Source organism: Polyangium sp. 15x6 (assembly GCF_029960785.1).
Classification (GTDB): Bacteria; Myxococcota_A; Polyangia; order Polyangiales; family Polyangiaceae; genus Polyangium.
In genome coordinates, this window is the sequence record NZ_JASBQE010000005.1 from 219,224 (window position 1) to 243,862 (window position 24,639).

Genomic DNA, 24,639 nt, shown 5'->3' on the forward strand with positions numbered 1-24,639 from the left:
GACGGTGCTTCAGGTATAAGGAATCAATGAAAAAGGTTCTCGTCGGGACGTCGTTGATTCTCGGTCTTTGGAGCGCCGCGTCCGGCTGCACGGGCGAGGGCGGTGCGGGCGACACGACGTCGGGTAGCACGAGCGGGAGCGGCGGCGCGGGCGGGAGCGGCGGCGCGGGCGGGAGCGGCGGCGCCGGCGGCGGGACCGTGAGCGATCCGAGCGAGCTGAAGGCATCGGTCCTCGGCGGGTATGTCGAGCTCTCGTGGGTGAAATCGAGCAAGCCCGCGTCGCGGATCGTCCGCGTCGAGAATGCGATGCCCACGGGCCCGGACGACCCCATGGCGACCGTCGTTTACGAGGGCGCGGCAGCCACGGCGAGCGAGCCGCTCCGCAATCTGGTGGCCACGACGCCGGATGTGCCTCGCACGTACCACTACGCCGTGTACGGCTGCGACGCGCCGGGGAGCTGCGGGGGCGGGGCGGCGACGGCAGAGCTCGCCGTGACGATCGGGCAGGCGCTCGTCGGCGGCGGGTACAACCTCGTGTGGCGCCACGCGGCCGCGGATGTGTGCGACGACGCGTTCCAGCTCGGGACGGCGGCCGAGACGTCATCGCCGGGCTGGTGGAAGAGCTGCGATTCGAACTGCGCGACCGCGACGGCGCGGCAGCTCAATGCGACGGGCATCTCCCAGGCCGAGCAGATGGGGATCGCGATCGAGAATCGAGGTTTTCCGTTCGGGCGCGTGCTCGCGAGCGAGTTCTGCCGGTGCAAGACGACCGCCGAGCTCATGGACCTCGGCCCGACGGTCGAAGAGAATCAGGGCATCACGGGTTTTGCGTACGACGAGGCGAATCGATGCGCGGCGACGATGGCGCTCGCGGCGGAGGAGCCTCCGGCGGGCACGAACGCGGCCATCGTGGGCCACTCGGGGCACCAATGCGGCGTGCTCGACGCGCTCCAGTGGGGCGAGGCCGCCATCTACAAGCCCGACGGCAGCGGCGGGGCGCTCTACATCACCCGGGTCGATTCGATGAGCTGGGCCTCCTTGCAGTAACCTCTTCCATCGGGGCCGGGCCTCGGGCAGGCTGCGATGACGCAGATGCTTTCCTTCGAGCCCAAACGTAAGACCCGGATGCTCGTCGGCCTCGTGTTCTTGCCGTTCGCGCTCGGCGCCTTGTTTTTTCTGTGGGCGTCTTTGCGGACGGCGTCGATCGGGTCGCGGCTCGCGGCGCACGCGGAGCGAAGGACGGACGACGGGCCGATGGCGATCCGCGGCGAGCTTTCGCTGCTCAAAGCGTCGTCGTCCTCGCCGCTCGGCGTCCCGGCCGCGGGGTGGGTCGGGGCCGTCGGGCGCCCGTCCCCGAGCGGCGGGGGCCGATTCGAGGTTTTTTGCGCCGTGGGCAACTTCGACGACGTGGCCGTGCGCAGGAACGACGGGTTCGCCTTCCGGCTCGCGCTCGCCAAGACGAACGAGCGGGTGCGAATCGACGAGGAGGAGGGCGCGGCGTGGCTCTTCGGCCACGATCCGCGGGTGGGAATCGCGGTCGCTTCGATGAAGGAACGGGACGCGACGGGGCTCGAGATCCCGGCCTCGATCCGGGAGGCGTGCGGCAAGGAGCTCTCCACGCTGGGAGATTCGGCCGTGTATCGGGAGCGTGTCCTCGCGGAGGGCATGCCGGTGACGGTGCTCGGTTGCAAGCAGACGAATGACATCGTGCCCTGCCGGGACGGGCTGGATTTCATCACGGTGGATCCGCTCGGTCGCGCCAGGGAGCGCATCGGGAGCCGGATGAGCCCGCTGCTTTTCCTCGGGGGGCTTTTTTCGCTCGTCGTGCTCTCGGCGGCCGGCTTCGCGGTGCTGTCGCTGGCGAGCCGCACGCGGAGGAGCTTTCGATGATCGTCACATTGCTCGGGGCGGGGCTTCTGGTCGCCGGGAGCGCGCTGATCTTTCGGGCGCGAGAGGGGGCGGCGCTGGTGCTGGAGGTGTGGCGGCGCCCGACGAAGAAGATCGCGGAGATCGAGCCCGGGGTGGTGGAGCTCGCGGGGACGATCGCCGCGGCGGAGGAGCCGATCGACGGGCTCTCGCGGAAAGGCTGCGTCGTCGTGCGCACCACGCTCCGAGGTTTTTCCGGGGACGGCAAGCGCCGCGAGCGGCTCGGGGAGCGCTCGGTCCTGCGCGCGTCGCGGGTGGCGCTGCGCGACGCGAGCGGCACGTGCATGGTCGATCTCGCGGACGCGGAGGTGGTCGGGGACGAATGGGTGTCGCCCGCCGTGCGCGTGGAGGAGGCGCTGTCGTCGTGGCCGCCGTGGGCGCGGGATCTGGTGCCGCCCGGCGCGACGCACGTGGAGGTCGAGGAGGCGGTGGTGCCGGAGGGCGCCGACGTGATGATCACGGCCGTGACGCGAAAGCAGGAGCGCGTGGACGGGTTTTACAGGGACGCACGGGCGCGCTGGGAGCTCGGCGGATCCGAGGAGATGCGCAGCCTCGTGACGGTGGGAGGGCAGGCGCAGCTGTTCCGGCGGACGGGCGGGGCGGTGGCGTTCGCGGTGGTGTGTGGGCTCGTGCTCGTCGTGCAGGGGATTGCGACGATTCTGGCGGGGATCCGGCTTTGAGAGGTTGCGACCTTACGAGGTGGACGGGGGAGGTGTGAAAGGGAGGCGCCGGGGAGCGCGAAACGGGGGCGGGAGGCTTCGGGGAGGAGCGCGTCTTCGCGCGGAATCGCGCGGGGAGGGGTCGACGCGAGGTTCCGGGCGAGGCCCGCCGTGCGGGGAGGGGTCTCCGCGGGAATTTCCCGGCGGGGAGGTCGGGGGGAGAGGGCCTCCCCGCGGGATTTTGTCGCCGAGGGGCGGGCGGGGAGGGGTCCCCGCGGAGAATTGCAGGGCGGATTTTTGGCGGGGAGGGGTCGCCGGGGGGAGCGCGGCGCGGAAATGTTCGGGGGGAGGGGTCCCCGGGGTGGGCGCGGTTCGGTTCGGTCTGGTGCGGAGGGGTGCCGTTGACAGGGGGGGCCGCTGTGAGCCGTCATGGTGGCCCTGGTCATGACCTTTCATCGCGTGCTCTCACCCTCGTCGCACCCTCGCCGCTGGGTCACCGGTGCCGCGCTGATGCTCGTGGGCGCTGCGCTGCGGTTTCTTCGGCTTGCGTTTCCGCTGCTCTTCGCTGTTTGCGTCTCGGTATGGCTCGTCGGGTGCGGAGCGGCGGGCGTGCGCGCGGAGGGGTGGGCGGAGGAGCTCCACGGCAAGAGCGTGTTTCGCGTCTGCCGGCGGCATCCCCGCGTCGGCCCGAATGCGCGCTACTGGTACGAGCTCGGGGATGGAGTGCATCGACCGGCGTTCGAACCGCTCGAAAAGCTCCTGGAAAACCCTTCGGTCAAGGCCGTTTTTATCCATGACCCCCTCGCGCCGTCCGAGAGTCGGAGGCTCCTGGGGCTCGCGTATCAGGATCTGCCCTGCGATAAACCGCCGCCGCCGCCTCCGCCTCCACCGGAGGAGATCGCGGCGAAGGCCCCGGAAGCCGCGCCGGCCCAAAGCACGACCGTCCGAACCGTGACGCGGACGTCGGCGATGAGGCCCTGCGACAGGCCGGGAAACAGGCCGCCGGATCAGCGCTTCATCGGGCAAACGGCGCCCACGCCCGCGCCCACGCCTGGGATGAGCGTGCCGTGTGCGCCGCCTCCTCCTGGGAAAACGTACGAAGAGCAGAAAGTCAACCTGGCGCGGCGGGAGGCCGAGGAGGAGGCGAGGCGCACCGGTGAGCGACTCGGGCGTCTATGGGGCGAGACGCTCGGCGGGGCGGCGGAAGCGAAGAACTCGCTCAACGGTATCAGTCTCGGCGGGGGGCGCCCCTTCGACGTAGCGCTTTGGAACAACCCCGCAGGCGCCGAGGCGATGCGGGCCGATCTGGCCCGACGACTGAATGCAATCCCCGATCTGCCGACGTACGACGACGAGGGGCTCGCCAAGATCGCCTGGGAGGGCTTCCTCAAGGGGTATGGGAAAGGCTGGGCGGATGCCGAGGCCAAGTACGCCATCGTAAACGCCCTGGCTGACACCCTGTTGACGATCTCCACCGCGGGAGCGGCAGCCCTGGAGACCGCGGGGGCGAGGGCGCTGCGGACGGCCCAGCAGAGGCTACGGAGCATGCCGGTGTTCCTGCCGAGCGCGGCGGGCGGGCCGGGCGGGTTCTTGCGGCGGCCGAAGCTGCCGAGTCCGCCGGCCGCGAGCACGCCGAAGGCAGTGGCGCCGCCCAGCGCGACGACAGTCACGACGACGACGAAGCCGGTCACGGCGCCGAACGGCGCGGCGGGGCAGGCGGGGGCGCCAAAGATACGGAACGCTCACCTCGCGGGCAAGAAACATCCCGAGACCGGCGTGCCCTTCGATGCCGAGGGGTATCCGGATTTCAAGGCTGCCGGAGTCGTAAAAAAGGAGGTAAAGATCAACCAGACGGGGAATAGGCGTGCCGATGACAGGCTCGCCAACAAGGAGGCGGGATTGACAGAAACGCCGGACGGCTATACGTGGCACCATCACCAGGATGGAAAGACGATGCAGCTCGTGCCCCGAAAAATCCATGGGGACACGGGCCACACCGGCGGGGTCGCCACGCAAGGGAAACCATGACATGGGGACCAAAGACCGCGGAGAACCCCTGAGCGAGCAGTCCGGACCCGCATGTGTTCAACAACTCTCGCAGGGATAGTGAGGGCGATCAATGACCACACCGTTAATCGATGTACCAAAGCGTCTCTTCAAGATTCCCGTCTATCTGCCCAGTCTTCAGCCGAAGCTCACGCCGCGCGCGATCCAGAGAGCCGAGGCCCAGCTCGGCGTGAAGCTGCCGGCCGCCTACCTCGCGGCGCTCCGCGTACAGAACGGGGGCTACTTGCGCCTGTCGGACCACCCTTCGGACCTCGCGCCCGTCGACTGTCTCGCCGGCATCGGCCCGCGCTTCCCGTCGATTCTCGAACACGACTGGGAGGAGGTGAAAGCGTACATGCGCGAGAACAACATCAAGAAGCCGCGCCGCCTCGACGACCTCGTTTCGTTCTGCGGCGACGGGCACTATCATTTTTGCTTCGACTATCGGAAGCGTGGGCGCGAGAGCGAACCATGTATCACGTACATTGATGTGGAGTGCTTCGATGTCGACAAGGTCCTCGCACCCGATTTCCTTACGTTCCTGCACCAGCTACGGGCTGAGCAGGAGCCTGCTTACGGTATCAGCACATCCCAGCCGATCGAAGCGGTGGCGGCGGCGTTGGCGGACGCGAGCGGATGCCCATTGGAAGATCAGGGGGATCAGTGGTATGGCTATCCTACGTTCCATTTCGACCTGCCGGTGGCTGATGACAAACAGGGGGCGTGGCTCACCCCGAACCGCGTCAAACGAGGCTTCGTGCGGCAGGAGGATCCCGAATACGCCAAGCTCACCGCGCGGATGACCGGGTTTGCGCTTCGCTATCCTGAGCACGCCGACTGCGATTATTTCATTTCGACGAAGGTCGACACGGAGGCTTGGCGAGGTTTCACTCGTGCGCTCTCGTCGTTGCCCTATGAATCACGAGCCATCGTACTCGAATGACCATGCCTCGCCCCATGGCAAGCGGGAGATCGACGGGCCTTTGGTCACGTGCCTGCTCCGCATCGGGGCAAACTGGCTCACCACGAAGAAACACGGCCTCGCCCTGAAGCTCTTCGTCGCGTACGCCTCGCTCGCCATACCCAATGCTGTGCTACGAGCTCTCTTCTCGATCGTGGATCCGGTCTGAGACGGCTCACGGCCACCCGGCTGGCCGAAAAGCTGGCCTTTTCCCGCGCTTTCCGCTACGCATCGGGCTCCCAGGATGAAGCCCGGAGACGTCGTCGCGGATCGGTTCGAGCTCGACAAAGTGGCGGGCTCGGGCGGCATGGGGAAGGTGTTTCGCGCGAGGGACCGCAGGACGGGCGGGCTCGTCGCGCTGAAGGTGCTCTGGGCCCACGCGCACGCGGACACCGAGACGCGTTTCGTCCGGGAGGCGGAGCTGCTCGAAGGGCTCGATCACCCAGGGATCGTGCGCCACGTGGCGCACGGGCTCGGCGCGGAAGGGGAGCCGTGGCTCGCGCTCGAGTGGTTGGAGGGCGAGACGCTGAGCGATCGGCTCAAGCGCACAGGGCTCGACGCCGCCGAGAGCGTGGGCGTGGCGCGGCGCGTGGCCGAGGCGCTCGGGGTCGCGCATGCGGCGGGGATCGTGCACCGGGATCTGAAGCCGGGGAACATCTTCCTCGTGGGGCAGAGCGCCACGGATGTGCGTCTGCTCGATTTCGGGATCGCGCGGGTCGAGGGCGGCGAGGCGCTGACGCACTCGGGGTACGTGCTCGGGACCCCCGCGTACATGGCGCCGGAGCAGGCGCGGGGTTCGAAGAGGATCGATGCGCGGGCGGATGTGTTCGCGCTCGGCTGCGTGCTGTTTCATTGCTTGACGGGGCGGGCGCCGTTCGCGGCGGAGGAGATGCACGCGGCGCTGCTCAAGGTGGTGCTGGAAGAGGCGCCGCGGGTGTCGTCGCAAAGGCTCGGGGTGCCGGAGGCGCTCGATGAGCTCGTGGCGCGGATGCTGGCGAAGGCGCCGAAGGATCGGCCGCGGGACGGGGCCGCGGTGGCGGCGGAGCTCGCGGCGCTCGGGATCATCGAAGGCTCGGACGCGATCGAGGCGAGCATGCGGCCGAGCGGGCTGACAGGGAAGGAGCGGCGCGTGGTGTCGCTCGTGCTCACGAAAGTGCCGCCGGGCGAGCAGACGCCGAAGGCCGGGGACAGCGAGGTCTTCGCGCCGACGATCGAGCTTTCGGGGGCCGAGGCGACGATGGATACGGAGGGCGGGCGATCGAGGTCGCTCGCGGCGATCGTCGAGCGATATGGCGGGCGGCTCGACGCGCTTTCGGATGGGACGCTCGTGGTGAGCCTCTTGTCGACGGGCGCGGCGACGGATCAGGCGGCGCGGGCGGCGCGATCGGCGCTGGAGTTGCGGGCGGCATTGCCGGAGGCGCCAATGGCGCTCGTGGCGGGCGCGGAGGTGTCGTCCGAGGGGCTGCCGATGGGCGCGGTGATCGAGCGGGGCGTGAGGCTGCTCGGGAAGAAGGCGCCAGCCGGGAAGGCGCCGCCGATCCGGCTCGACGACGTGATGGCGGGGCTGCTCGACGTGCGGTTCGACGTCGACGGCGACGAGGGGGGCCTCTATCTGCGCGGCGAGCGCGACGTGTCGGAGGCGGCGCGTACGCTGCTCGGCCGGCCCACGCATTGTGTCGGTCGCGAGAGCGAGATGGCCATTTTGATGGCGCTCATCGACGAATGTTTCGACGAGCCGCTCTCGCGCGCGGCGGTGATCCTGGCGGCGCCGGGCATGGGCAAGAGCCGGCTGCGGCACGAGCTTCTGCGCAAGGTGCGCGAAACGCGGGATCCGGTCGGGATCTGGGTCGGGCAGGGCGATCCGATGAGCCAGAATTCGCCCTTCGCGCTCGTGGGGCAAATGCTGCGCGGGCAGGCGGGGTTGTCCGGGGGGATGCCGCTCGACGTGCAGCGGCAAAGGCTCCGCGCGCGGCTCGGGCGGCATCTCGCGGGCAAGGCGCTCGAGCGGGCCGTGATGTTCCTCGGTCCGCTCGCGGGCGTGCCGCCGGCGGACGAGGAGAGCATCGAATTGCGCGCGGCGCGGCGCGATCCCTTGCTCATGGGGGATCAGATCCGGGCCGCGTGGGAGGATCTGCTGCGCGTCGAGACGGACGAGCGGCCGGCGATGCTGATCCTCGAAGATCTGCACTGGGGGGATCGGCCCACGGTAAAACTGGTCGACGAGCTGCTCCGCGCGCTGCCCGAGCGGCCGATTTTCGTGCTGGCGCTCTCGCGGCCCGATTTGCCGGAGATTTTCCCGCGGCTCTGGGAGGGGCGGCCTTTGCAGGAGATCCGGCTGAAGGAGCTTTCGAAGAAGGCGGCCGAGCGGCTCGTGCGGGAGGTGCTCGGCGACCGGGTCTCGGACGTGATGGTGGCGCGGCTCGTGGAGCGGGCCGGGGGCAATGCGTTTTACCTGGAGGAGCTGATCCGCGCGGCGGAGAGCGGGCGGGCCGCGGAGCTGCCGGAGACGGTGCTCGCGATGGTCGAGGCGCGGCTGATCGCGCTTCCGCCCGAGTCGCGGCGGCTGCTCCGCGCCGGGAGCGTGTTCGGGCAGGTGTTCTGGCGGGGCGGGGCCGCGGCGCTGCTCGGCGAGGGGACACGCGAGGACGCGCTCGGGCCGATGCTGACGGATCTGTGCGCGCGCGAGCTCGTGGTGAAGCGGTCGCAGAGCCGTTTTCCCGCGCAGGAGGAGTATGCGTTCCGGCACGCGCTCGTGCGCGAGGCGGCATACGCGGCGCTGACGGAGGCGGATCGCGCGCTCGGGCACGAGCTCGCGGGGGCGTGGCTGGAGGAGGCAGGGGAGCGGGACGCGGTTGTCCTGGCAGAACATTACGAGCGCGGGAAGGTGACGGCGCGGGCCGCGGCGTGGTACCGGCGGGCGGCGGAGCAGGCGCTCGAAGGGAACGATTTCCGGGCGGCGATCGAGCGGGCCGAGAAGGGCGCGCGGGGCGCGTCGCCCGAGGCGCGCGGGGAGCTTTCGTGGATCCAGGCGGAGGCCTATCGCTGGCTCGGGGAGGCGGCCGAGGCTTCGGCGCGCGCGGCGAGCGCGATGCAAGCGCTGCCGCGGGGGAGCGGGGCGTGGTACGGGGCGGCGGCGACGGCGGCGTCGATGCTGGTCCGGCTGGGGCAAAAGGACGCGCTGGAAGCGCTCGCGGAGGAGGTGCGCGCGCCGGGGGCGGAGGCAATGGGCGCGTCGGCGCCGGCGGTGAGCGCGGTGGCGCACGTGGCGGCGTCGCTGCTGCACGCGGGGGAGCACGCGGCGGCCGAGGTGCTCATCGGGCAGCTTGGAATGGCGGCGTGGCCCATTGCGGAGCGAGATCAGGGGGTGGCGGCGCGGCTGTATGCGCTGCACGCGTCGCGCGCGCTCTGCACGGGGGATCCGGCGGCGTCGCTGCTCGCGACGGAGAAGAGCATTCCGGCGTTTCTCGCGACTGGTAATCGCAGGGACGCTTGCGTGGGGCGGGTGAACGCGGCGCACGCGCGCATTCAGCTCGGGCTGTTCGCCGAGGCGGAGCGGGATCTCGTGGAGCTGCTCGGCGAGGCGCGGCGGCTCGGGCTGTACAACGTGGCGGCGCTCGCGAAGCAGAACCTCGGGCCCGCGCTCGCGGCGCGCGGGGCGCTCGAGGAGGCCGAGCGGCATTTGCGCGAGGCGATGGCCGATTTCGCGCAGCAATCGAACCGGCGGCAGGAGGGGCGAGCGCGGATTTACCTGTCCGCATTGCTGCTCGCGCGCGGGGATTTGGAGGCGGCGGAGATCGAGGCCGAGGGCGCGGCCGAGGCGCTCGCGGCGATCGGGCCGCTACGGGCGTTCGCGCTCGCGGCGTGGGCGCGCGCGCTTCTCGCGCAGGGCAACTGGCCGTCGGGGCTCGGTATTGCAGGGGCGGCGATGGGGCTTTTCGCGTCGCTCGGGGGTATGGAAGAGGGCGAGGCGCTGCTCCGGCTCGTGTATGCCGAGGCGCTCGTCGCGTCGGGGAGCGCGGCGAGCGGGAAACACGCGATTTTCCAGGCGCGGACGCGGCTGCTGGCGCGGGCGAACCGAATGACGGACGGCGCGACGCGGGAGAGCTTTCTCGAGCGGGTGCCGGAGAACGCGCGCACGATGGAGCTCGGGCGCGAGCTCGGCGCCGGAGCCTGAGAAGTGCCGTGACCGCCTGACGCCGTAGGTCGGCGAGCCGCGCCTTGTGCCAGCGTGGGCCAGGGGTACGGCGAAACGAGAAACGAACTTCGACCCTGAAATGGTGCTTCGGGCCTCGGGCATGCGGCTTGCTCCGCTTCGGCTCCTCGCTTTGGAGGTCCTCATGAAACTACGGTCTCTGCGCTCGCTCTCCGTGCTTCCTTTGCTGGTGGCTTCGCTTGGCGGGATCCTCGCCGCTTGTATTGCCGTGGATGGCACCGGGGCCGACTCGGGGGGGTTCGTCGACGAGGGGTCGGGCGCAAGCGGGCCTGAGCCCGTGGGATCGGTGGGCGTGGGCGGCTCCGGGGGTGGGTTCAACGGAGGCGGCGGCTCAGGCGAATTCCCGGGGGAGCCGCCGCCGCCGCCCGATCCGGCCGCGCCCTCCCAGGACGCGGGCACGGACGCCGCCCCGGAGTTCACCTGCGAAGGGCTCGATAGCTCGAAGCCCGTCGTTCTTTATCTCTCGGCCGACGATTCCAACTCGATGGGCTCTCCGGTCCACGTGCGCGAGCTCATCGGCATGGGCATCGAGCCGATGGCCCACGAGATCCGCACGTATGAATTTCTCAATTATTATCGGATCCAGTACGACGCGCCGGGCGCGGGCAAGCTCGCGCTCTACCCGGAGCTCGCGAATACCGCGGTCGCGAACGAGCTCGATTTCCAGATCGCCGTGCGCTCGTACGACGCGGTCAAGCCGCGGCGCCCGATGACGGTGACGTTCGTGCTCGACACCTCGGGTTCGATGGGCGGCCCCGGCATCGAGCGCGAGCGAGCAGCGGTGAAGGCCATCGCCGCGAACCTCGCCGAGGGCGACATCGTCAATGCCGTCACCTGGAACACGAGCAACAACGTGGTGATGAGCGGTCACGTGGTGACGGGGCCGAACGATCCGGAGATCGTGGCCCTGGCGAACGGGCTCACGGCGAACGGCGGGACGGACCTGCACAGCGGGCTCGTCGCGGGCTACGGGCTCGCCGAGGAGCATTATGGTGCGGGGCGGCTGAACCGCTTGGTGCTGATCAGCGACGGCGGGGCGAACGTGGGCGAGACGGACGCCGATTTCATCGGGGAGAAATCGAAGGACGCCGACAAGGAGGGTATTTACCTGGTCGGCGTGGGCACGGGGCCCGGCGGCTCGTACGACGATCGGCTGATGGATATCGTGACCGACAAGGGGCGCGGCGCGTACGTCTATCTCGACGGGGTGGACGAGGCCTCGCGCATGTTCGTCGAGCGTTTCGACGAGACCATGGAGATCGCGGCGCGCGGGGTGCAGATCGAGCTGACGATGCCGTGGTATTTCCAGATGCACAAGTTCTACGGCGAGGAGTACTCGGCGAACCCGGAGGAGGTCGAGCCGCAGCACCTCGCGCCGAGCGACGCGATGATCTTCAATCAGGTGCTCAAGGCGTGCGACCCGGCGCAGATCGTCGCGACAGACTCCATCACCGTGCGGGCGCGCTGGAAGACGCCGCTCACGTACCTCGACCAGGAGACGTCCGTGACGACGACCGTGGGTGACCTGCTCGCAGCGCAAAAGGCGGGGCTGCCCAAGGCCAAGGCCATCGTCGCGTTCGCCGAGGCCCTGAAGGCGCCGACGTCGCAGAACCTGGCCGACGCGCACGCGATGGCCGTCGCGGCGAACGTGAAAGGTGACGATCCCGAGCTGCTCGAGATCGTGAGCCTCATTCAGAAGCACCCGCAGTATTGATGCCTCCGCAGTAGCCTTAGGGGTTCTCCCGACCGGATGGAGGCCTATTCGTACGGCTTCCGTCCATTTGCTGCTACATACCCCCGTCCATTTACTGCTTTGCCAAGTTCGGCGCGTCAGCGGCATGGCGCTGGTTATATGTCCATGGTACCTCCTTGTACCATTTCATTTCGAACGGCTCGAACGGCCTTTTCGGCCGTGGGAGGGTGGCATGGACGGTGGTGGAGTCGACCGCGGACCTGCTGCTGAGGCGGCCATTTTACGGACGCTGCTCGATAACCTGGACGTCGTCGTCTGGGCCATCGATCCCCAAGGGTACATGCGGTTTCACGACGGGAAAGCCGCGCGGTCCGAGGGAGATCTGACCGGGAAAAACGTCCACGACCTCTATCCGCCCGAGGCCAACGTATGGCTCGAGCGCGCGCTCCAGGGCGAGGCGCACCGCAAAATCACGGAGCCCGCGCCGGGCCATTTCTGGGAGAGTTGGTACACGCCGGTCAAGGACGAGCACGGCAATGTCACCGGCGTGATCGGGATGTCGATCGACGTCTCCGAGGCGCAGAAGGCGCAGCGCGAGCTCACGCAGAAGCTCGAGGTGATCGAGCGGCAGCAGGACGTGATCCGGAATCTGGAGACGCCGGTGCTCGAGGTCTGGGACGGCGTGATCGCGCTGCCGCTCGTGGGGATCATCGATTCGAGCCGCGCCGCGCGGGTGATGAACGATCTACTCGGCGCGGTCTCGCGCACGGGCGCCCGCTTCGTGCTCCTCGATCTGACCGGCGTCGACGTGGTGGATACGGCGACCGCGAACTACCTCATCGGGATGGTGCGCGCGATCGGGCTGCTCGGCGCGCAGGGCGTCGTCACGGGCATCCGGTCGAACGTGGCGCAGACGATCGTCTCCATCGGAATGGATCTCTCGTCGCTGAAGACGCTCGGGACCCTGCGGCAAGGGCTCTCGTATTGCATCCGGCAAATGGCCGCCCAGAAGAAGGAGCCGGCGTTTTAGCCGACGTCCTCGCCCTTCCACGCCGCCTCGATGTCCGACCTCGGCGTGACGATGGGGAATGTGGGGTTTCCATCGTCGAGCAGCTTCAGGAAATGGAGAAACTTGGGCGCGCTCCCTTCGAGCCGGAGCGCGTTCGTCGTGATGGCATCGCGGAACGAGAGCTGTCCGCGCAGGACTTCGTCGAATGTGGTGCGTGTCGTCGTCACCGTCACGTCCGCGCCCTCACGCGCGTGGAGCACGTAGCTCAGGGCCCCATTCGATACCTCCACGGCGTAGTGCTGGCCGGTGTCCTCGAAGGTCCAGTTCATGAGGATGGGATCGCGCGCAAGCGGGCCCTTCAGGCGCGCGCCGAGTGAATCGAAGATCATGTCGAGCGTCATCGCGGAGAACATGCTCGCGTCGGGCGACGGAGCGTCGCCAGGGATCGCCACGCCGTGGCGCAGCTCCTGCGCGCCCATCAGGTAGAAGTTCCTCCACGTCGCGGCCTCGGCCTGGTAGCCGAGCTGCTCGAGCGTGTTTGCCAGGAGCTCCTTCGCCTTCGTGTTCGTCGGATCGTGGAAGACGACCTTGTCGAGGAGCTCGGCCGCCCAGCGGTATTCGCCCTCGTCGAACGCGGCGCCGGCCGCGTCGATGACCCTGGCGGCGCCGCCCATGAGCTCGACGTACTTCGAGCTGCTCCGCTCGGGCGGGAGCGGGTGGAGGTTCGTCGGGTTGCCGTCGAACCAGCCCATGTACCGGTCATAGACGGCCTTGACGTTGTGGCTGACCGTGCCGTAATAGCCGCGGGTGAACCATTCCTGGGCGAGGCTCTGCGGCATCTCGAAGACCTCGGCGATCTCGATGCCCGTGTAGCCCTTGTTGAGCATTCGCAACGTCTGGTCGTTCAGGTAGCGATACATGTCGCGCTGCTTGGCCAGATAAGAGGCGATCCTGTCCCGACCCCACATCGGCCAGTGGTGTTGAGCGAAGAGCACGTCGGTCTTGTCCCCGAAGAGGTCGAGCGCCTCGCCGAGGTATTTCGACCACGCGAGCGCGTCCCGGACGCGCGCGCCGCGGAGCGTCTGGATGTTGTGCATCATGTGCGTGGCGTTCTCTGCCGCGCAGAACACGCGGTGATCCGGGAAGTAGAAATCGAACTCGGCCGGCGCTTCGGCGCCAGGCGTCATGTGGAATTCGATGCGGACTCCGTCGAGCTCGATCGTGTCGCCCGTCCGTGAGATGGTTTTCGTCGGCGCGATGATCGAGATCCGGCCGACGGACTGGCCCTTGCCGAGGCCCGCGTCGACCAGGCCCCGGGGACCTGGCACGAGATAAGGGCCGTACATGTACTGCGCCCGGCGGGTCATCGCGATGCCCGCATACACGTTCTCGCTGACGGCGTGCTCGAGGAAGCCCGCGGGGGCGACGATCTCGACGCGTTTGGCGCGGACGTCCTCGGGATCCACGACGCCGCACACGCCGCCGAAATGGTCCACGTGGCTGTGCGTGTAAATGACGGCCTTCACCTTCACGTCGGGGCGATTGCGGAGCGTGCGGTAGAGGCGAAGCGCGTCGGCGGCGCATTCGCAGGAGATCAGCGGATCGATCAGGATGAGGCCCTCTTTGCCCTCGATGATGGTCATGTTCGACATGTCGAACGTGCGGACCTGGTAGAACCCCTCGGTGACTTCGAAGAGGCCGTTCATCGTGTTCAGCCTCGCCTGGCGCCACAGGCTCGGGTTCACGGTGGGCGGGCACGGCGCGTCGCGCGTTTGATCCGCGAAAGGCTCGAGGGTCCAGACAATCTTGCCTTTCTCGTTCGTGATCCGGAGCGGGGGATCCCAGGTACCGATGTAACCGCGGCTCGCGTCCTCGAAGTCCGCCGTGTCGTCGAAGGGGAGGGTATTCAACGCCGCTGTGTTCGCATCGATCGTGTACGGGGAGGCGTCTCGTGGCTTCGAAGGCATGACTCTGCTCCTCTCGGCGGAGGGGTTGGCAAGGGGCATACCAGGCGTCGATAGGCTCTCCGAAGGAGCGGCCCGCGCAGGTCGTTGGTGTTTCGTCGGGTGCACGATACGCTTGCGCGCATGACCGTGTCGCCTCCGCCCGTGCCGCCCGGCAAGAGCCCCTTTCATGTCCGCGGCTCGACGTACCTCGGGGTTCGCTCGTACATCGATGAACAGATCCCAGGCGGGCTCCCGGCCGTGCTCGCGCACGTGCCGGACGAGGCGGTGCGCGCATTCGCCTCGCAGGTGTTCCTGCCCGTGGCCATGTACGACGTGCTCCCGCTCCGGCCCATCACGGAGGCCACGGCGCGCGCGGAGGGGATGTCGTTCGAGGAGTCGGTGCGCGGGCGGGCTCGAATCGTCGCCCAGCGTGACATCCGCGGGCTCTACAAGCTGTTCTTCAAGGCGGTGTCGCCGGCGACGGCGGCGGAGCGATTGCAGCGCGCGTCGCTCCGGTATTTCGATTTCGGGGAGCTCGAGATCCTGGAGAAGGGCGCGAAGCGGACCCTGCTCGCCCAGAAAGGCATGCCGCGGTTTCTTTTGCCCTGGTACCTGCCCATGATCGAGGGATACACGGCCGTGGTGCTGGAGATCGCCGGCGCGCGAAGCCCGACGACGCGCGCGGAGCCGCCGCGGCGGGACGGAGAGCGCGAGGGGCTCGAGACGGTGTCGTTACGAATCGAGCTCGCCTGGAGCTGAGCGACTCGCCCGTTCGACGGGGGTTTCCAGGAATGCCCGTTCGCAGCCATCTGCGCGAAGAGACGCAGAGTTTTCCCGCTGGCAAATGAAAAAGAGGCCGGGCGTCCTCGGAGATTCAGGGTAGAGTGGGGGCGTCGAGGAGGCCCATGCGGCACGATTCCACAGGACGAACGTTCGCCCGGGAGAGCATTGCGGCGCAGGCGCTCGGCTGGGTGGACGAGGAGACACGCGCGATCGTCGCGCCCATTCACCCGTCGACGACCTTCCTGCGAGACCCGGACAATCAATACCGGTCGGGCAGAGTCTACGGTCGGTCCGACAATCCCACGTTCGATCAGGCCGAGGCGCTGGTGACATCCCTCGAAGGCGGAGCACAGAGCATGCTGTTCGCCTCGGGAATGGCGGCGGCGACGGCCGTGTTCCTCAGCCTTTCGCGCGGCGATCACGTCGTCGTGCCGGAGGTGATGTACTGGTCGCTTCGGAGCTGGATTTGTGGCCCCGGGGCGCAGTTCGGCCTTCGGGTGTCAGTCGTGGACATGACGAGCCCGGAGAAGGTCGCAGCCGCGATCGAGCCGGGCAAGACGAGGCTCGTGTGGGTGGAGACGCCCGCAAACCCGCTCTGGGGCGTGACGGACATCGCCGAGATGTCACGGCTCGCGCACGCGGGAGGGGCGCTCGTCTGCGTGGACTCGACGTCGGCGACGCCGGTGCTGACGAGGCCGCTCGAGCTGGGCGCGGATTTCGTGATGCATTCAGCGACGAAATATCTGAATGGTCACTCCGACGTGCTCGCCGGGACCTTGACAGCAGCGCACCCGGGCGATTTCTGGGAGCGCGTGCGGGTCACGCGGTCGCAGGTCGGCAGCATCGCAGGGGCGTTCGAGGCCTGGCTGCTCGTGCGCGGAATGCGGACGTTGTTCCTGCGGGTGCGGGCAGCGTCGCAGAACGCGCTCGCGGTCGCCGAGCATCTCGAGCGTCATCCGCGGGTGCTCTCCGTGATGTACCCGGGTTTGTCGTCGTTCCCGACGCACGGGGTGGCGGCGCGGCAGATGGCCGGAGGTTTCGGCGGGATGCTGTCCATGCGGATCCGCGGCGGCGAGGAGGCGGCAGTGCGGGTCGCGTCACGCGTGTCGCTCTGGAAACGCGCGACGTCGCTCGGCGGAGTGGAGAGCCTCATCGAGCATCGCGCAAGCGTGGAAGGACAAGGCTCGCCCGTGCCGAAGGATCTGCTCCGCCTCTCGGTCGGGATCGAGTCGGCCTCGGACCTGATCGCCGATCTCGATCAGGCGCTCGCAGCCTGACCATCAGTCTCGTCTGGGGGCCGCCGCGCTGGGGCGTTGCCCCAGGCCCCACCAGGGGTTGTCCACCCCTGGACCCGGACCAGCGCAAGCGCTGGACCCAGGGTCGATGAACTGCGCGATGCGCAGTTCATCGAACAGGCCGAGGCAAGACCAGCTACGACCCTGCCACCGAAGACAGCAGCCCTGCCGTTTCAAGCGGCAACGCCCTCCCACTGGCCCGTTGGAAGAACTGCGTGGAGCGCAGTTCTTCCACCCTCGGTCCAGGCCGTGCCTGGTCCGGGTCGAGGGGCGGATAGCCCCCGCGGGGTCCGGGGCAGAGCCCCGGCGCGGCGGCCGCCCCGCAACGAGACAGCGGTGTTCTTGTGAAAAACCGGCTCTCGGTGCATCCTCGCGCGCTGATGGAGTCGATTCCGGCTTGGATCCTCGCGCGCTATCGTGACCTCGACGGCAGGGCCCATGGGCCCCATGGCGGGGGCCTCATCAACCGCACGTTCCTTGTCGAGGGGCTTGCGGGGAAGGTCATCGTGCAGCGGCTGCACCCGGTGTTTGCGGGGGTGGTGAACGAGGACATCGACGCCGTGACCGCGCACCTCGCGCGAAAGGGCTTGGTGACGCCGCGGCCTCTGCGCACGGATGATGGCGCGCTCTGGGTCGACGACGAGGAGGGGCGGTCGTGGCGGGCGCTTTCGTTCGTGGAAGGACAGAGCCACGACCGCTTGCCGGGCCCGGGCTTCGCGCGCGAGGCGGGCCGCATGGTCGCGCGGTTTCACGCGGCCGTCCTCGATCTCGTGCATGACTACCGGCACGTGCGGGCGGGGGTGCACGATACGAAGAAGCACCTTGGCGCGCTGGAGGCCGCGCTCGACGCGCATGCGGGGCATCGGCTGTTCGGCGAGGTCGAGCCGCTCGCGCGGCGCCTGCTCGCTGCGGCTGCTCGGCTCCCGGATCTCTCGGGGCTCCCGCTTCGGCACGTGCATGGAGATCTCAAAATATCGAATCTCTTGTTCCGGGGCGAACGGGCCACGTGTCTCGTGGATCTGGATACACTCGGCCGGATGATCTGGCCCTTCGAGATGGGCGATGCGCTTCGGTCCTGGTGCAACCCGGCGGGCGAGAACGTCGATCACGTGGCGATCGACGCGGATACGTTCGCTGCGGCGCTCGAGGGGTACGGCGAGATCGCGCGGGGCGCGGGGCTCGTCTCGGCCGAGGAGGCGGGGGCGATCGTGGACGGGCTCGCGACGATATGCCTGGAGCTCTCGGCGCGGTTTCTCGCGGACGCGCTGCGCGAGGTGTACTTCGGCTTCGACGCGCTGCGATTCCCGGCGCGGGGTGAGCACAACCTGGTGCGCGGCAAAGGGCAACTGGCTCTCTTCGACAGCGTACAGGCACGACGCACGGAGCTCGAGCACGCCGCGCGGCGAGCCCTGGGCTGAGTCACCGGCGCGGTTCGTCCGCGGTTCGCCCCGGGGTAAAAAATGTGCCGGTCATGCACTCGGCTCTTGCCTCGGGATCGGATCCATGATCGTTTGGCCGGCAATATTTGACCATCCTCTGGCCCGAGTCCCGAAAGTCTCGTCTCTCGCCGCGTGAGCGGCGGGGGCGGGGGACGCTTGCGACGCCGGCCGTCGAGGAGGCGTGGAGGGTATGATGATCAAGCGAGGGTTCTTCGGGGTGATGTCTGTCGGCGCGCTGCTCGGTATCGCGAGCTTCGCCGACGCCGCGCCTATCACGCAAAACACGGATCCCAGCACGATCGAGTATGGGAACTCGGTGGCCTGCTACAATAGCGGCCTTCAGATCACGACCGAGAACTCCTATTATCGCGTGTTCGATCTCTTCGGCATCGGCATTCCGGCGAGCGGGATCCGCAGCGTGCAGTTCGGCGTCGACGAGGCGTTCGGCGGCCCGCAGGAAGTCTTCGTCAAGTTCTACACGCTCGGCTCGACGTTCGAGCTGGCGAACCTCGTGCAGATCGGCACGACCACCGCCGTGACCGTGCAGGATCAGCAGACGTCGCTCATCACGGTCCCGCTGAATCCGAACCTCTCCTTCGACACGCAGGACCAGATCGTCGTCGAGATCCTCTCGCCGGACGGCACGGCGGCCGGTCACGCCTTCTTCATCGGCTCGAACACCGCCGGGCAGACGGCGCCGAGCTACATCCGCGCGCCCGGCACGGGCTGCGCCATCATGGAGCCGACGGACACCGCGGCGATCGGCTTCTCGAGCATGCACATCGTCATGACGCTCGACGTCGGCGCGTGCGGCGACGGCACGGCCGAGGCCGACGCCGGCGAGACGTGCGACGACGGCAACACGGACAGCGGCGACGGCTGCGATTCGAATTGCACGATCACGGGCTGCGGCAACGGCGTCGTGACGGACGGCGAGGCGTGCGACGACGGCAACGCGACGAACGGCGACGGGTGTGACGCGAACTGTACCCCGACCGCGTGTGGCAACGGCGTCGTGACGGACGGCGAGGCGTGCGACGACGGCAACACGGACAGCGGCGACGGCTGCGATTCGAACTGCACCGTGACGGCCTGCGGCAACGGCGTCGTGACGGACGGCGAGGACTGCGACGACGGCAACACGGCGAGCGGCGACGGCTGCGACGTGAACTGCAAGCCGACGGGCTGCGGCAACGGCTTCGTGACGGACGGCGAGGTCTGCGACGACGGCAACACGGTGAGCGACGACGGCTGCGACGCGAACTGCACGCCGACGGCCTGCGGCAACGGCGTGGTCGCCGGCGCGGAGACCTGCGACGACGGCAACACGGCGAACGGCGACGGCTGCGACGCGAACTGCACGCCGACGGCCTGCGGCAATGGCATCGTGACGGGCGGCGAGCTCTGCGACGACGGCAACACCGTGGGCGGCGACGGCTGCGACGGCAACTGCCTCAACCCGGGCTGCGGCAACGGGTTCGTCGGCGTCGGCGAGGCGTGCGACGACGGCAACGACACGAACGGCGACGGCTGCGACGTGAACTGCAAGGCGACGGGCTGCGGCAACGGCGTGCTCACGGACGGCGAGGTCTGCGAGGACGGCAATACGGTGGACGGCGACGGCTGCGATTCGAACTGCACGCCGAGCATCTGCGGCAACGGCATCAAGACGGCGCCCGAGGAGTGCGACGACGGCAACACGACCGACGGCGACGGCTGCGATTCGAACTGCAAGCTGCCCGACTGCGGCAATGCGATCGTCAACGAGGGCGAGGCCTGCGACGACGGCAACAAGAGCGACGGCGACGGCTGCGATTCGAACTGCACGGTCACGGAGTGCGGCAACGGCATCCAGACGCTCGGCGAGGAGTGCGACGACGGCAACGAGGTCAGCGGCGACGGCTGCGACGCGTGCAAGTCGACGGCGTGCGGCAACGGCGTCGTGACCGACGGCGAGGACTGCGACGACGGCAACGACGCCGACGGCGACGGCTGCGACTCGAACTGCACGGCGACGGGCTGCGGCAATGGCGTCGAGACCACCGGCGAGCAGTGCGACGACGGCAACAAGACGGACGGCGACGGCTGCGACGCGAACTGCCGGGTGGAGTCGAGCGGCGAAGGCGGCGCGGGCGGCGGCGGCGTGGGCGGCTCGGCCGGCGGCGGCACCGAGAACGTCGAGGGCGGCTGCGACTGCAGCGTGGCGGGCGAGAGCGACGCGAAGACGTCGCTCGGCCTCTTCGGCGCGCTCTTCGCGGCCCTGCTCGTGCCCTTCCGGCGTCGTCGCCGGGCGGCGCGGGCCTGATCCTCACGGAACGACTCCCTCCCCCAACCCCTCTCCCATCGCTTGGGGGCGTAGCTCGGACGAGCCTACGCCCCCAAACCCCTCGCGGGAGAGGGGTTATTCATCTAAAATTGCGCCCATTGCGGAAGTCGGTGCGTCTCGGCGGAAAAGCATGGACGCCGTCGTCGGCGCCGGGCTATGATCGTTTTCACGCGCGCTTCTTGCCGTGATGAAAGCGAGATTCCCATGAGAATGCTTCTTCCCGCGGTCGCAATTTCTTTGGCAATGGTCGGTTGCTCGAGCTCCGGAAACGTCGACCTCGGAGCGGGGGCCGCCGGGCCCGGTGGATCGGGCGGAAGTGGGGGGAGCGGGGGCAGCGGTGGGAGCGGGGGCAACGGCGGGAGCGGCGGCGGCAGCGTGAGCGAGAAGTCCTATACCGTGACGTTCGACCCCGTGAAGGTGGCCGCCGGGACGGAGCGGACGCAATGCGTGGTGAAGCGGCTCGGGAACGACGAGCTCGTGCGGGTTCACCGGATCCAAAACGTCCTGCCCAACGGCTCGCACCACCTCATCGTGTACCGGACGGCCGACACGGTGGAGCAGACCGAGCCGTTCGATTGCCAGCCGTTCGCCGACACGCTCGACCCGTCGAAGGGCGCGCCGGTGATGATCACGCAGAAGCACGAGGATACGCTGACGCTGCCGGACGGCGTTGCGTTCACGATGCAGCCGAACCAGATGGTGCGGCTCGAGATGCATTACCTCAATGCGTCGCAAGCCGAGATCGATGTGTCGGCGACGTCGACGTTCTACACGATGAAGGAGGCGGACTTCAAGGACGAGGCCGATTTCCTCTTCATCGGCAACCCCGACATCAACATCGCGCCGCATTCGAAGGCGACGCTCGGGCCGACGTTCATGGCGCTGCCCTCGGACCTCGTCGGCTCGAAGTTCTTCGGGATCACGGGGCACACGCATCAATGGGGCAAGGACGTGACCGTGGCGACGACGCCGTCCGCAAACGGGCCAGATACGACGGTCTACGACGTGGATGGCTGGCTCTGGAGCGAGCCGCCGACGGTGGTTCACGACCCGCCGTTCCAGATCCCCGAGGGCGGTGGCTTCCGATTCACGTGCTCCTGGGACAACCAGAGTAGCGAGCAGGTCGGCTTCGGGGAGTCCGCAAACGACGAGATGTGCTTCTTCTGGGCCTACTACTACCCGAGCAAGGGCTCGCGCGTCTGCGCGCACACGGACCAGGTCGGCGGCGGTCTCGACGTGTGCTGCCCAGGCAGTCAGCTGTGCGGGCTTCTGTTCTGAGGGCGTAGGGTGGAGGGGCCATCCAGCTCCCCCTACCCGAAGCTCTGCTCTCGACGCACGGACGCGTTCGAGGATCGCCGCGTCGGGCGCGTCGTCCTTCGACGATTCGAATACCTCGAAATACTTCTCACCGCGTAACGACCTCCCATCCGAACTCGCTCCAGGGGGGAACCAGCTTGACAGCGCCCCGTGGGTGTTTTCCACTGGGGGCATGGACTCCCTCGACGCCGGGCAATGGCGCATGATCGCCGACGTCGTGGCCGAGGTCGCGGGGCGCCCGGCCGAGGAGCTGGATGACACGCTCGCGGCGCTGCTCGACGCCATTTGCGAGGGGACGCACTCGCAGAGGGCGTTTGTCGTCCTCGCGTCGCGCGCTGCGCCGTGCGAGATCACCGGAACGCCCGATCCGCTCGGTGGCTGGCGGCCACGACAGGTCATCCATCACCGCGCGCCGGAGGAGCACATTGCCTTGAGCCGCGCGTATTTCTCCCAGGCGCGCGCCTACATGACCGATCCCCACACGCAGGCCGTCGCCGGGACCAGCGGCTCCTACCGCGCGTTCCTCCGCCGCGAGTTGGTCGACGATCGGACGTGGGAGCGCGCCCCTCAGGTGGCCGAGCTTTGGCCCGCGCTCGGCATCGCCGATCGGCTCATGGGCGCCGCCTCCGCCAGTCCGCGCGCGGAGGTCCTCGTCTGCCTCGATCGCGGCAGGGGTGACGGGCGTTTTCGAGAAACCGACCGAGACTGGCTGGCGGCCATCATCCAGCGGACGTCCTGGTTCCTCCGTCGCGTCGTCTGGTCTCATGGCCTCATGACGGCGGATGCTCTCCTCAGCCCGAGGGAGCGCGAGCTCGTCGTGCGGCTGCTCGGGAAGATGAGCGAGAAGCAGATCGCGGCGGAGCTCGGTTTGACGACGGGAACCGCGCATCAGTACATCGTCGCGATCTACCGGAAGCTCGGTATCCAGAGCCGCGCCGAGCTCATGGCGGGCGGGAGCGACGCGCCGGGCGGCGCGGCCAAGGCCCCAGCGCGTCCCCGCCATGGGCTCTCCTTCTTCGCCCTTCGCCCGACGCGGTCTGCGTCCACCTACTGATCCGTAGGGTTGGAACGACCGGGACGTCCGGGTAGAGCACGACCAAAGAGGTCGGAGCTATGAAAAAGGCATTTGTTGGTAGCTTGCTCGTCACCTTCGCATTCACCAGCCAGGAGGCGCTTGCTGCTTTTACGATTGGCGATCCGAACTGCGGGCAGATCGACCAACCGGCGTGTACAATCGATAATGCCGAGTGGTGGGACGCCGGCGCGTGCGATCGCGGACTGAACAACGTCGCGGGAATGTGCCGGAATGGTACTCGATCGGATACGAGCTACCCTCCCGGCTGGGTCGTCGGCGGACTCAGGCATCAACGGACATTCTTGAACAATCAGCCCATCAATGCCCTGATGCTGCTGTCGGCCCATAACGCCTTCAACAACCAGTCCGACGGCTATGCGTTCTGGGAGCACCAGAATAGCATGACCGAGCAGTTGAACATGGGGGTCCGCGCCTTGATGCTGGACCTTCATTACGTCAATGGCGGGATTCGCCTCTGTCACGGGCAGTCGAATGGAGCTGGGTGCGCCGCCGGCGATCGGCCTTTTTATGCGGCCGTGGAAGAGATTCGCAACTGGCTGGACGCCAACCCGAAAGAGATCGTCGTCTTTGCGCTGGAGGACTACGTCTGCAGCAACGGCTACGCTGGCGACTTCGAAGCTGCTGTCGACTTTTTCGCCGGCGATCTGGTTTTTCGGCCGAGTGATTGGACGAACATGGGGGGAACGTTGGGCTCGAACCTTCCAACATTGAACGACGTCATCTACTCGGGAAAGCAGCTCATCATGACGGGGCCGAATAGCTGCAACGGTTGGGTCTGGACTTCGAACCAATACGGAAGCCTGAAGGGCTGGCCTGGCAATACCGTCCAGGTGTTCGATTCCGGGGCGTGCACGCAAGACGGTACGGCGCTGGCTCCTACGTACACGTCCTTGAGCTTGCTGAGCTCGACCATCAAGTTCGCCGAGCTCGAAGACCGGGACTCCGTTCACATGAATATCGCCGCAGCGCTCAATTGCAACATGACGAGGCTGAACCTCAACCTCGTCGACAACAACAAGATGGCCGAGGCTGTATGGTCGTGGTCAGCCGGAGAGCCCAATGACGCAGGTGGCGCCGAGGATTGCACGTCCTACTCGGGCGACACCGGTCGCTGGAACGATCTGGGCTGTTCGACCTCGCAGCGATATGCCTGTGTCGATCGCAACAATCGAGACACGTGGGTTCTCACCACCGCCCAGGGAGCCGGCCAGAGCGGGCACATTGCGTGTAGCGCTCTGAATCCGAATTACATTTACAGTCCACCGAAGACGCCGTACGAAAATAGGAAACTGTTTTCGGTGGTTCCGTGGCAAACCAACGTCTGGATCAACATGAATGACGTGGGCGCGGAGGGGCACTTCGTGACGGGCCCGGAAAGCGCAACCTTCCAGCGCCTGCAGAATGATGGAGGCTACTGTCTTGCCCTGGAAAATGGAGGCACGAGCAATGGCACGAACCTCCTTGCCGCGACATGCAGCAGCGCCGACGCCCAGAAGTGGTCGATGGACTCGATGGGCCGCATTCATCCTTACCTGGCGCCCCACATGTGCATCGATGCCGATCTCACCGGGCGCCCCGACGGTATGACGCAATGGGCCGACAAGGTTCACCTGTACGTCTGTAACACGATGAGCGTCAATCAGCAGTGGCGCTATGACACGGTCAACCGCCGCCTGATCAACGAGTCGAACAAGGTCTTTAGCGTAGCAGAGGGGCGAGGGTTGGTCCTCACGGCGTGGCCCACCTGGACCACCAGCGTCCAACCCAATCAAAACTGGACTTCGAAGAACTGGACCTGGATTCCGTAGCTCCCGTCCGATGAACCGCGCATTGCGCGGTTCATCGGCCTTCGGTGCAGGCCGTGCCTGGTCCGGGGTGCAGGGGGCGGACAGCCCCCTGCTGGGGTGCGGGGCAAAGCCCCGCTTCCTCCC

The 24,639-nt window shown here is 67.9% G+C and carries 17 protein-coding genes; 16 read left to right on the forward strand and 1 reads right to left on the reverse strand.

Translation table 11 applies throughout. The features are described from left to right. Positions 1–26 precede the first annotated feature (26 nt). The 9 genes from QHF83_RS06425 to QHF83_RS06465 all read left to right on the forward strand — a co-directional run bounded on the left by QHF83_RS06425 (position 27) and on the right by QHF83_RS06465 (position 12,527). Positions 27–1,046, forward strand: coding sequence for a hypothetical protein (locus QHF83_RS06425; RefSeq protein WP_282416888.1), 1,020 nt, complete (start codon positions 27–29; stop codon positions 1,044–1,046). Between the two features lie 36 nt (positions 1,047–1,082). Then, entirely contained in the window at positions 1,083–1,889 is an 807-nt protein-coding gene (locus QHF83_RS06430; protein WP_282416889.1) for a hypothetical protein, read from the forward strand. Next, positions 1,886–2,605, forward strand: a complete 720-nt coding sequence (locus QHF83_RS06435) for a hypothetical protein (RefSeq protein WP_282416890.1) — start codon at positions 1,886–1,888, stop codon at positions 2,603–2,605. Before QHF83_RS06430 ends, QHF83_RS06435 begins: the two co-directional genes overlap by 4 nt. 423 nt (positions 2,606–3,028) lie before the next feature. Further along, positions 3,029–4,612, forward strand: coding sequence for an HNH endonuclease (locus tag QHF83_RS06440; RefSeq protein ID WP_282416891.1), 1,584 nt, complete (start codon positions 3,029–3,031; stop codon positions 4,610–4,612). Positions 4,613–4,703: 91 nt separating this feature from the next. Beyond that, the gene (locus tag QHF83_RS06445; RefSeq protein WP_282416892.1) at positions 4,704–5,573 is read left to right on the forward strand and encodes an SMI1/KNR4 family protein; all 870 of its coding nucleotides are present in this window, start codon (positions 4,704–4,706) and stop codon (positions 5,571–5,573) included. Continuing rightward, positions 5,545–5,760: a hypothetical protein gene (locus tag QHF83_RS06450; RefSeq protein ID WP_282416893.1), complete on the forward strand. Its 216-nt coding sequence runs from the start codon at positions 5,545–5,547 to the stop codon at positions 5,758–5,760. The genes QHF83_RS06445 and QHF83_RS06450 overlap by 29 nt, the downstream gene beginning before the upstream one ends. 75 nt (positions 5,761–5,835) lie before the next feature. Continuing rightward, positions 5,836–9,765, forward strand: coding sequence for a serine/threonine-protein kinase (locus QHF83_RS06455; protein WP_282416894.1), 3,930 nt, complete (start codon positions 5,836–5,838; stop codon positions 9,763–9,765). 163 nt (positions 9,766–9,928) lie between these two features. Continuing rightward, positions 9,929–11,518 (forward strand): VWA domain-containing protein, encoded by a 1,590-nt coding sequence (locus tag QHF83_RS06460; protein ID WP_282416895.1) that lies wholly within the window; start codon positions 9,929–9,931, stop codon positions 11,516–11,518. Between the two features lie 211 nt (positions 11,519–11,729). Further along, a complete protein-coding gene (locus tag QHF83_RS06465; RefSeq protein WP_282416896.1) occupies positions 11,730–12,527 on the forward strand; it encodes an STAS domain-containing protein in 798 nt (265 codons plus the stop codon). Here QHF83_RS06465 and QHF83_RS06470 read toward each other — a convergent pair. Continuing rightward, complete coding sequence (locus tag QHF83_RS06470; protein ID WP_282416897.1) at positions 12,524–14,473, reverse strand: alkyl sulfatase dimerization domain-containing protein; 1,950 nt, start codon at positions 14,471–14,473, stop codon at positions 12,524–12,526. The two genes, QHF83_RS06465 and QHF83_RS06470, sit on opposite strands and share 4 nt — an antisense overlap. A gap of 120 nt (positions 14,474–14,593) precedes the next feature. Between QHF83_RS06470 and QHF83_RS06475 the strand changes: the two genes are divergently transcribed. From QHF83_RS06475 to QHF83_RS06505, 7 genes are all read left to right on the forward strand, one after another. After that, positions 14,594–15,211 (forward strand): hypothetical protein, encoded by a 618-nt coding sequence (locus QHF83_RS06475; RefSeq protein ID WP_282416898.1) that lies wholly within the window; start codon positions 14,594–14,596, stop codon positions 15,209–15,211. A gap of 146 nt (positions 15,212–15,357) precedes the next feature. Next, a complete protein-coding gene (locus tag QHF83_RS06480; RefSeq protein WP_282416899.1) occupies positions 15,358–16,512 on the forward strand; it encodes an aminotransferase class I/II-fold pyridoxal phosphate-dependent enzyme in 1,155 nt (384 codons plus the stop codon). 398 nt (positions 16,513–16,910) lie between these two features. Then, positions 16,911–17,948, forward strand: a complete 1,038-nt coding sequence (locus tag QHF83_RS06485) for a phosphotransferase (protein ID WP_282416900.1) — start codon at positions 16,911–16,913, stop codon at positions 17,946–17,948. A gap of 211 nt (positions 17,949–18,159) precedes the next feature. Then, on the forward strand, positions 18,160–20,274 hold the full coding sequence (locus QHF83_RS06490; protein WP_282416901.1) for a DUF4215 domain-containing protein: 2,115 nt from the start codon (positions 18,160–18,162) through the stop codon (positions 20,272–20,274). Positions 20,275–20,499: 225 nt separating this feature from the next. Further along, a complete protein-coding gene (locus QHF83_RS06495; RefSeq protein ID WP_282416902.1) occupies positions 20,500–21,573 on the forward strand; it encodes a hypothetical protein in 1,074 nt (357 codons plus the stop codon). 211 nt (positions 21,574–21,784) lie between these two features. Further along, complete coding sequence (locus QHF83_RS06500; RefSeq protein WP_282416903.1) at positions 21,785–22,666, forward strand: helix-turn-helix transcriptional regulator; 882 nt, start codon at positions 21,785–21,787, stop codon at positions 22,664–22,666. A 59-nt stretch (positions 22,667–22,725) separates the two neighbouring features. Next, positions 22,726–24,516: a ricin-type beta-trefoil lectin domain protein gene (locus QHF83_RS06505; protein ID WP_282416904.1), complete on the forward strand. Its 1,791-nt coding sequence runs from the start codon at positions 22,726–22,728 to the stop codon at positions 24,514–24,516. Positions 24,517–24,639 lie beyond the last annotated feature (123 nt).

Bases quoted from the DNA above. Each gene is read 5' to 3' on its own strand.
- QHF83_RS06425 (WP_282416888.1), top strand. From the start codon at position 27: ATGAAAAAGGTTCTCGTCGGGACGTCGTTGATTCTCGGTCTTTGGAGC.
- QHF83_RS06430 (WP_282416889.1), top strand. From the start codon at position 1,083: ATGACGCAGATGCTTTCCTTCGAGCCCAAACGTAAGACCCGGATGCTC.
- QHF83_RS06435 (WP_282416890.1), top strand. From the start codon at position 1,886: ATGATCGTCACATTGCTCGGGGCGGGGCTTCTGGTCGCCGGGAGCGCG.
- QHF83_RS06440 (WP_282416891.1), top strand. From the start codon at position 3,029: ATGACCTTTCATCGCGTGCTCTCACCCTCGTCGCACCCTCGCCGCTGG.
- QHF83_RS06445 (WP_282416892.1), top strand. From the start codon at position 4,704: ATGACCACACCGTTAATCGATGTACCAAAGCGTCTCTTCAAGATTCCC.
- QHF83_RS06450 (WP_282416893.1), top strand. From the start codon at position 5,545: ATGAATCACGAGCCATCGTACTCGAATGACCATGCCTCGCCCCATGGC.
- QHF83_RS06455 (WP_282416894.1), top strand. From the start codon at position 5,836: ATGAAGCCCGGAGACGTCGTCGCGGATCGGTTCGAGCTCGACAAAGTG.
- QHF83_RS06460 (WP_282416895.1), top strand. From the start codon at position 9,929: ATGAAACTACGGTCTCTGCGCTCGCTCTCCGTGCTTCCTTTGCTGGTG.
- QHF83_RS06465 (WP_282416896.1), top strand. From the start codon at position 11,730: ATGGACGGTGGTGGAGTCGACCGCGGACCTGCTGCTGAGGCGGCCATT.
- QHF83_RS06470 (WP_282416897.1), bottom strand. From the start codon at position 14,473: ATGCCTTCGAAGCCACGAGACGCCTCCCCGTACACGATCGATGCGAAC.
- QHF83_RS06475 (WP_282416898.1), top strand. From the start codon at position 14,594: ATGACCGTGTCGCCTCCGCCCGTGCCGCCCGGCAAGAGCCCCTTTCAT.
- QHF83_RS06480 (WP_282416899.1), top strand. From the start codon at position 15,358: ATGCGGCACGATTCCACAGGACGAACGTTCGCCCGGGAGAGCATTGCG.
- QHF83_RS06485 (WP_282416900.1), top strand. From the start codon at position 16,911: ATGGAGTCGATTCCGGCTTGGATCCTCGCGCGCTATCGTGACCTCGAC.
- QHF83_RS06490 (WP_282416901.1), top strand. From the start codon at position 18,160: ATGATGATCAAGCGAGGGTTCTTCGGGGTGATGTCTGTCGGCGCGCTG.
- QHF83_RS06495 (WP_282416902.1), top strand. From the start codon at position 20,500: ATGAGAATGCTTCTTCCCGCGGTCGCAATTTCTTTGGCAATGGTCGGT.
- QHF83_RS06500 (WP_282416903.1), top strand. From the start codon at position 21,785: ATGGACTCCCTCGACGCCGGGCAATGGCGCATGATCGCCGACGTCGTG.
- QHF83_RS06505 (WP_282416904.1), top strand. From the start codon at position 22,726: ATGAAAAAGGCATTTGTTGGTAGCTTGCTCGTCACCTTCGCATTCACC.